This window comes from Sphingosinicella sp. (assembly GCF_052387495.1).
GTDB lineage: Bacteria > Pseudomonadota > Alphaproteobacteria > Sphingomonadales > Sphingomonadaceae > Allosphingosinicella.
Window position 1 is genome coordinate 1 of record NZ_JBQTJC010000079.1, and the last position, 7,881, is coordinate 7,881.

The 7,881-nt window shown below is 69.0% G+C and carries 6 protein-coding genes and 1 pseudogene; 3 read left to right on the forward strand and 4 right to left on the reverse strand.

The annotated features are described in order from the left end of the window. The 3 genes and pseudogenes from ACT4N8_RS04375 to ACT4N8_RS04385 form a co-directional block, all read left to right on the forward strand. Positions 1-125 (forward strand): annotated as a pseudogene (locus ACT4N8_RS04375) (acyl carrier protein); the annotation flags it as partial. Next, entirely contained in the window at positions 122-1,321 is a 1,200-nt protein-coding gene (gene spt, locus ACT4N8_RS04380) for a serine palmitoyltransferase (RefSeq protein WP_444856915.1), read from the forward strand. The pseudogene ACT4N8_RS04375 and the gene spt, both read left to right, overlap by 4 nt. Before the next feature lie 117 nt (positions 1,322-1,438). After that, positions 1,439-3,448 carry an ATP-binding protein gene (locus tag ACT4N8_RS04385; RefSeq protein ID WP_444856916.1) on the forward strand — a complete coding sequence of 670 codons (2,010 nt, stop codon included), beginning with the start codon at positions 1,439-1,441 and terminating at the stop codon, positions 3,446-3,448. Here ACT4N8_RS04385 and ACT4N8_RS04390 read toward each other — a convergent pair. The 4 genes from ACT4N8_RS04390 to ACT4N8_RS04405 all read right to left on the reverse strand — a co-directional run. Further along, positions 3,405-4,331: a hypothetical protein gene (locus ACT4N8_RS04390; protein ID WP_444856917.1), complete on the reverse strand. Its 927-nt coding sequence runs from the start codon at positions 4,329-4,331 to the stop codon at positions 3,405-3,407. The genes ACT4N8_RS04385 and ACT4N8_RS04390 overlap by 44 nt on opposite strands. 39 nt (positions 4,332-4,370) lie before the next feature. Further along, positions 4,371-4,751, reverse strand: coding sequence for a hypothetical protein (locus ACT4N8_RS04395; RefSeq protein ID WP_444856918.1), 381 nt, complete (start codon positions 4,749-4,751; stop codon positions 4,371-4,373). Positions 4,752-4,802: 51 nt separating this feature from the next. Then, entirely contained in the window at positions 4,803-6,572 is a 1,770-nt protein-coding gene (locus ACT4N8_RS04400; RefSeq protein ID WP_444856919.1) for a DUF885 domain-containing protein, read from the reverse strand. An 8-nt stretch (positions 6,573-6,580) separates the two neighbouring features. After that, on the reverse strand, positions 6,581-7,881 hold a 1,301-nt coding region (locus ACT4N8_RS04405), incomplete at its 5' end, for an amino acid permease (protein ID WP_444856920.1).

Below are 7,881 nucleotides of genomic sequence, written 5' to 3' on the forward strand. Positions count from 1 at the left end.
TCGCCAATGTCGAGGACGAGTTCGACATCTTGATCACGATGAACATGCAGGCCGAGATCGAGACGGTCGGCCAGCTCGTCGACGCGATCGAGACGCTCAGGAACGACGCGTCGCCGCGCCTATGAGCGACCTTTTCGCCAAGTTCGACCCGCTGATCGCGGAGCGTCAGGCGCTGCTCGATACCGGCGTCAAGGACCCCTTCGCGCTGGTGATGGAGAAGGTGCTCTCGCCGACCCGCGCGATCTGCAACGGCAGGGAGACCATCCTTCTCGGCACCTACAATTATATGGGGATGACGTTCGACGACGATGTCATCGCCGCCGGCCACAAGGCGCTCGACGAGTTCGGCTCGGGCACGACCGGCAGCCGCGTCCTCAACGGCACCTATGTCGGTCACAAGGCGTGCGAGGAGGCGCTCAAGGACTTTTACGCCATGGACCATGCCATGGTCTTTTCGACCGGCTATCAGGCCAATCTCGGCATCATCTCCACCATCGCCGGCAAGGACGATTATATCGTCCTCGACATCGACAGCCACGCCTCGATCTACGACGGCTGCGCGATGGGCCAGGCGCAGATCGTGCCCTTCCGCCACAACGACGTCTCGGCGCTCGAGAAGCGCCTCGGTCGGATCCCCGAAGGCGCGGGCAAGCTGGTCGTGCTCGAAGGCGTCTATTCGATGCTCGGCGACGTCGCGCCGCTGAAGGAGATGGTCGCGGTTTCGAAGGCCGCGGGCGCGATGGTGCTGGTCGACGAGGCCCATTCGATGGGCTTCATCGGCGAGAATGGTCGTGGCGTCGCCGAGGCGCAGGGCGTGCTCGACGATGTCGATTTCGTGATCGGCACCTTCTCCAAGAGCGTCGGCACGGTCGGCGGCTTCTGCGTCTCGAACCACCCGAAGTTCGAGATCCTGCGGCTGGTCTGCCGCCCCTATGTCTTCACCGCCTCGCTGCCGCCGAGCGTGGTCGCGACCGCCGCGACCTCGATTCGCAAGCTGATGCACGGCTCGAACAAGCGGGCGCACCTCTGGGAAAATTCGAAGCGGTTGCATGCGGGCCTGAAGGCGCTCGGGTTCCGGCTCGGCACGGAGGAGCCGCAATCGGCGATCATCGCGGTGATCATGCCCGATTTGGAGCGCGGCGCCGCGATGTGGGAGGCGCTGCTGGGCGAGGGCCTCTACGTCAACCTCGCCCGCCCTCCCGCCACGCCCGCCGGCATGACCCTGCTGCGCTGCTCGCTCTGCGCCGAGCATAGCGATGCCGTGGTGGGCGCAATCCTCGGGATGTTCGAGAATGCGGGCAAAGCCACAGGGGTCATCTGACCGTCGGAGCGCGCGGTGGTTAACTGCGACCAAATGCGCCGTTCGCGGCGACGAGTGAATTGGTTACGGAGCCGTTCGCCTTTCCATGAGCGCGCGCTTCGCCTAGGTTCGCACATCATGGCGGAGGAGGCGGCCGACCGCGCCGACGAGGGCCCGCCGCCCTCGCGGAGCGCGCTTTGGGTGAGCGCGGGCGCGCTCGCGGCGACGCTCGCGCTCATCTTCCTGATCGTCATGGTCGCCCTGACCAACCGCGGACGCGATCAGGCGATCGGCTATGAGCGGCGCAGCTACGAGGTGGTCGTGCTGACCCGGACGATCGACGCCAGCATCGCCCGCGCCGAGGCGGCGCTCGGCCGCTACGTGCTCGACGAGCGGCGCGAGACGGGCACCGATTATTACAATCAATGGCGCGGCGCCGGCTATCAGATCACGCAGCTGCGCCGCCTGCTCGGCCCGGACCCCGAGCAGGAGCGGCGTCTCGCCGCGCTCGAGGCCTTGTTCGCGCGGCGCGGCGCGGAGTTGGCCCCGGCCGCGGCGGCTGCCCAGCGCGGCGAGGGCACGGGCGGGCTCGGCCTGCTTTACCAGGCCGCCTCGTCGCCGACGCTCCCAGCCCTGCGCGCCCAGCTTCAGGAGATCGCGCAGGTCGAGCGGACCAATCTCAACCGCCGGATGGCCGCGACCCAGGTCTTCGTCCAGCGCGCGGATGCCTATACCGAATGGCTCGGCTGGCTGGCCATCCTGATCGCCCTCGGCGCGGTCGGCCTCGCCATCCTCGCCTGGCGCGCCTTCCTCGAGGGCGTCCGCGCCCGCCGCGAGGCGGATGCCGAGGCCTATCGCGCGGTCGGTCTCGAGCAGGCGGTCGAGGCGCGCACAGCGGAGCTCAGCGAGGCGAACGCGCGGCTGAAGGCGGAGATGGCCGAGCGCGCCGCCGCCGAGGCGCAGCTCCGCCAGGTTCAGAAGATGGAGGCGGTCGGCCAGCTCACCGGCGGCATCGCGCACGATTTCAACAATATGCTCGCCGTGGTGGTCGGCGGGCTCGATCTTGCCCGCCGCAAGCTGCACGGCCCGCGCCGCGAGGTCGAGTTCCACCTCGACAATGCGATGGAGGGCGCGACCCGCGCGGCGGCGCTCACCCGCCGCCTGCTCGCCTTCGCCCGCGCCGAGCCGCTGTTGCCCGAAGAGATCGCGCCCGCCCGTTTGGTCGAGGAGATGCTCGAGCTCGCCGACCGCGCCATCGGCGAGCGGATCACGGTCCATACACAGTTCGCGGACGAGCCTTGGCAGGTCTGGGCGGACCGTACCCAGCTCGAGAATGCGATCCTCAACCTCGCCGTCAACGCGCGCGACGCGATGGACGGCAGCGGCGACCTCAATATCGCCGTCGACAATGTCACGCTGGGCGCCACCGAGACCGACGTCCTCGAGCCCGGCGACTATGTCCGCATCCGCGTCACCGACACCGGCAAGGGCATTCCGCCGGAGAATCTCCATCGCGTGTTCGAGCCCTTCTTCACGACCAAGCCGCTCGGCAAGGGCACCGGCCTCGGCCTCTCGCAGATCTTCGCCTTTGCCCGCCCGTCGGAGGGCGACGTCACGATCGAATCCGAGGTCGGCCGCGGCACCAGCGTGGCGATCTACCTGCCCCGGCGCGGCGACGGAGAGGGGCAGGCCGCCGCCCCGGCGCAGTCGCCCGCCGAGCCGGCGCCACTCCGTCCGGCCCGGCGCCGCGTCACCATTCTCGCCGTCGAGGACGATCCGCGCGTCGCCCGCGCCACCGTCGCCTCGCTCGAGGAACTCGGCCATCGCGCCATCGCCTGCGCCAGCGGGGCGGAGGCGCTCGACCTGATCGACCGCAATCCCTCGATCGAGCTGGTCGTCACCGACGTGATGATGCCCGAGATGACCGGCACCGAGCTGGCCGCCGCGATCCGCCGGCGCGGGTTCGCCATGCCGATCCTGTTCGTCACCGGCTATGTCGGCGAGGCGGGCGATGCCGAGGGGCTGGCGGGCGGCGAGCTGCTGCGCAAGCCGTTCACGGTGGCGGCTTTGGCGGAGGCGGTGGAGGCGGCGCTCTCCGGCGAGATCAGCGGATCGCCCCGCGCCGCCACAGACGCGGCAGCAGAGTGAGCGCGCCGAGGATCGGCCAGCGCCGCTGCCACGGCTTGACGACGATTCCGGCGCCAGCGTGCCGGTTGATTTTCCAGGCGATATAATCGACGCCCCCGGCGAAGGTCGTGGTGGCCTTGGCGAGGCGGAGCAGGCTTAGCACCTTTCCCTTGCGGCTCATCCATCGCCAGCGACGCTTCATTTGCGCGGGTGCGGCCATCAGGGAGACCTTGCCATTCGGCCCAACTCCCATGGTCCGGGCGATTTCCGCCAGCACCGCCAGGCCGAAGTGCTCGTAGCGTTCTGGGTCGACATCGACGATTGAGAAGGAACGATCCTCTCGCTCAGCCCTGAGCTCCGCGTCATAGGTGAGCGAAAAGCCCCGCTTCCAGATGTCGAGTACGGATGCGTCGACCGTCTGGTCCATCATTGGCAGCGTGAGTTGAAACATTGTCGGTGCCGCGCGGGCGACTACCGCCGCGACCTTATCGCGCGCCGCTTGGTCCCTGGCCCAGACCAGCCGCGACGGCTGCGCGAAGCGCGCCCAGACTGAGACACTCCCCGCCTCAAGCTCGCTCTCGCGTGCGAAGTCCTCCTCGCTCAGCACGGCATATTTGGCGATCAGCCCCTCATGCTCGAACGGAAAGACGTTCGGCGGGATGAGCCGATTGGCGGCGCGCAGCCATCGCGAGCTATAGGCGTCGCGATAGTCGGAGACGATCAGGTAGAAATCGAGCATGAGCCCGTCGAGCTCGCGCTGCCTCAGACACGAGCCGTAGAAGAGCACAGCCCGCGCCGCACCGGGATATTCGGCCGCGAGCGCCGCCGCCATCGCGGTCACGCGCGGGTCGACCGGCTCGGCCAGCTCCGCGGCGACGATTTCCTGAAGGGCGGGCGCGGTCATCGCCCCGCCCTAGCGCGCCTGCCCGGGCGGCTCCAGCCGCTAGCGCCGCTCGCGATAGGGCACGAACGGGCCCATCCGGACCAGCCGGATGATTCCCGAATAACGGTCGGTCATCCGGACGAGGTCGCCGGCGCATGTGAAGGGCGAGAGGCGCCAGCTGACCAACGTGTCCCGCCGGTCGAGCGCCTCCGGGTTCAGGGGGCGGCTGACGTAAAGCCGGCCGGACGCGCGGAAGACGAAGGCCGTCCGGTTGACGATGCGCACGAGCCGCGCCCGGCGCAGGTTGAGGCAGCGCTCGGGCGGGCCGGCGATCCGCCCCTCGACGAGCCGCGCCAGCTCCGCCTCGCGCGCGTCGGGCTGGGCGGCCGCGGGCGCCGCCAGAAGCATCACCGGCAACAGCAGCAAAAGCGCCGGTCTCATGGCGTTTCTCCTTCGCTATGGAACAACCTGCCAGGAAGCGCCCCGTTCCCCTCAGGGCGCGCTGCGCGGGCGCCTCTCCGCCGCCGCGATATAGGCTTGGATGCGCTCCTCGAGCACGGGGAGCGGGACCGAGCCCAAAGCGAGGATCGCGTCGTGGAAGGTGCGCTGGTCGAAGCGCTCGCCCAGCCGCCGTTCGGCTTCGGCGCGCAGGCGCCGGATGGTGAGCTCGCCGAGCTTGTAGGCGACCGCCTGGCCGGGCCAGGAAATGTAGCGGTCGATCTCGTTGACGATCTCCAGCTCCGACATGGCGGTGTTGTCGCGCAAATAAGCGAGGGCGCGGTCGCGGTCCCAGCCATAGGCGTGGATGCCGGTGTCGATGACAAGCCGGGTCGCGCGCCACATCTCGTAGGTCAGCCGGCCGAAATCCTCATAGGGCGTGCGGTAGATGCCCATGATCGTGCCCAGCCATTCGACATAGAGGCCCCAGCCCTCGCCATAGCCGGAGAAATAGGTCTGCTGGCGGAATTGCGGCCGATTCGGCCCCTCCAGCGCGAGCGCCGCCTGGAAGCTGTGGCCAGGCGTGCATTCGTGGAGGGCCAGAGCCGGGATATTGTAGAGCGGCCGCGCCGGCAAATTGTAAGTGTTGAACATGCAATTCTCGAGCCCGCCCCGGCCGCCGGTGTAGATCGGCGCGATCGCGTCGGGGACGGGCACGATGCCGTGGCGGAAGCGCGGCAGCGTGCCTATCGTCTCGCCGAGCTGGCCGTGCGCGCGCATCACGACATAGGCGGCGACGCCGAGCAATTGCTCGGGCGTCTCGGCGTAGAATTGCGGGTCGGTGCGCAGGAACTGGATGAACTCGGCGAAGCTGCCGGTGAAATTCGCCCGGCGCATCACCTGCTCCATCTCGGCGCGGATGCGGGCGACTTCGCGCAGGCCGGTGTCGTGGATCTCGCGCGGACTGAGGTCGAGGGTCGAGAATTTGCGGATCTGGGCGCGGTAATAAGCCTCGCCGTCGGGCATCTCCGAGGCGCCGAGCGTCGTCCGCGCGCGCGTCATATAGTCGTTGCGGAAGAAGGCGAGCAGGTCACGATAGGCGGGCACCGCCGCCTCGCGCATCGCCGCCAGCCCCTCGGCGCGCAGCCGCGCCTGGTCCTCGGCCGAGATGGTCGCGGGCATGTTGCGGAACGGGGCGTAGAGCGGGTTCGCCTCGCCATCGGCGGCATAAGGCTCGATCGTGCGGTCGCGGCCGGTAAGCGTCACGCGCGGCACGCTGTAGCCGCGCGCGAGGCCGGTCCGCATATTGGCGATATTCTCGGCGAAGTAGCGCGGCACGTCGCGCAGCCGCGCGATGTAGCGGCGATATTCCTCCGCGTTGGCGAAGCCGGATTGCGGCGCGACGCCAGTCCAGAAGAAGCTGTCGGAATTGAACGGCGCCTCGTAGGTCCGCCAGCGCACGTCGCTGATCTGCTCCTCGATCATGGTCCGGAAGACCTGGGCGTTGAGCCGCTCCTCGTCGGAGAGCTCATCGAGCGGGATCGTGTCGAGCTCGGCGAGCGCGCGCTCCCAATAGGCCTGGCGCGCGGCCCATGCCTCGGGCGTGACGCTGGGCAGATGGTCCGCCGCGGCGCCGGGGCCGCGGCCTTCGGTCCGCGCGAACTGCTCGCGCCGCCAGGCCCATTCCGCCTCATAGAGGCGCCGCAGCCGCTGGTCGGCGCTGTCGGGCGAGGTCGCCGCGGGCTGCTGCTGGGCCAATGCCGGCGCGGCCGGCAGCAGAGCGAGGAGGGTGAGCAGGGAGGCGGTGGCGCGAAGCTGGGGCATGTTCGTCCTCAAATTCCGGTGACGGGGTGATTTTGGGCGGCCAGGCTGCGGGCCCGGCTGTAGGCGAAATAGACCGCGAGCCCGATCGCGTTCCAGATCAGGAAGCGCACGAGGGTCAGGCCCGGCAGGCTGACGAGCAGATAAAGGCAGCCGATGATGGTCAGCGTGCCGACGACATGAGGCGCCGGGCAGCGGAACACGCGTGGCAGATCGGGCCGGGTGCGGCGCAGCACCATCATGCAGGCGCCGACTGCGATGAAGGCGGCAAGCGTGCCCGCATTGGCGAGCTCAGCGATCTGGGCGAGGGGGAAGAAACCGGCGACCAGGGCGACCGCGGCGCCGGTGACCGCCGTCATCAGCGCCGGCGTGCCACTGCGCGGCGAAACGCGGCTGAAGGCGCTGGGGAGGAGGCCATCGCGCGCCATGACGAAGAAGATCCGGCTCTGCCCGTACATCATCACCAGAATCACCGAGGGCAAAGCGACGAGCGCGGCGATCGCCACCGCCCAGGCGGCGAAGGGATAATCCAGGGTGCGCAGCACCAGCGCCAGCGGCTCGGTCGAATCGCCGAGCTGCCGGTAGTCGAGCGCCCCGACCGCCGCCAGGGCGACCAGCATGTAGATGAGGGTGCAGACCAGCATCGAGCCGATGATGCCGATCTTGAGATCGCGTCCCGGATTCTTCGCCTCCTCGGCCGAGGTGGCGACCGCATCGAAGCCGTAAAAGGCGAAGAAGACGATCGCCGCCGCCGCCATCACCCCGCGCGTCGTTCCTTCGGCATCGACGCTGCTGCCGAAGCCGTAGGGCATGAACGGGGTGAAATTGGCGCCGTTGAAGGCGGGGAGCGCCAGCGCGACGAAGGCGGCGAGGGCGGTCAGCTTGATGATGACGAGGACGATGTTGAGCGTCGCGCTCTCGCGTGTGCCGGCGATCAGCATGCCCGCCACGGCGAGCGAGACGAGCACGGCCGGAAGGTTGATGAGGCCCGGATTCGGATCGGCGAACGGCCCGGCGAGGAGCGCGGCGGGCAGGGCGATGCCGATCGATTGCAGCCAGCCGACCAGATAGCCGGCCCAGCCGACCGCGACCGCGCTGCAGGCGACCGAATATTCGAGGATCAGGCTCCAGCCGACCACCCAGGCCAAAGTCTCGCCCAGGGTGGAATAGGTATAGGTGTAGGCGCTGCCCGAGGTCGGGATGAGGGTCGCGAGCTCGGCATAAGCGAGCGCGGCGCAGGCGCAGACCGCGCCGGCGATCATGAAGGCGAGGATCACGGCGGGCCCGGCCCGGTCGGCGCCGACCCCGGTCA

Coding starts and splice junctions, on each gene's coding strand:
- ACT4N8_RS04390 (WP_444856917.1), bottom strand. CDS start 4,331: ATGACCGCGCCCGCCCTTCAGGAAATCGTCGCCGCGGAGCTGGCCGAG.
- spt (WP_444856915.1), top strand. CDS start 122: ATGAGCGACCTTTTCGCCAAGTTCGACCCGCTGATCGCGGAGCGTCAG.
- ACT4N8_RS04395 (WP_444856918.1), bottom strand. CDS start 4,751: ATGAGACCGGCGCTTTTGCTGCTGTTGCCGGTGATGCTTCTGGCGGCG.
- ACT4N8_RS04385 (WP_444856916.1), top strand. CDS start 1,439: ATGGCGGAGGAGGCGGCCGACCGCGCCGACGAGGGCCCGCCGCCCTCG.
- ACT4N8_RS04400 (WP_444856919.1), bottom strand. CDS start 6,572: ATGCCCCAGCTTCGCGCCACCGCCTCCCTGCTCACCCTCCTCGCTCTG.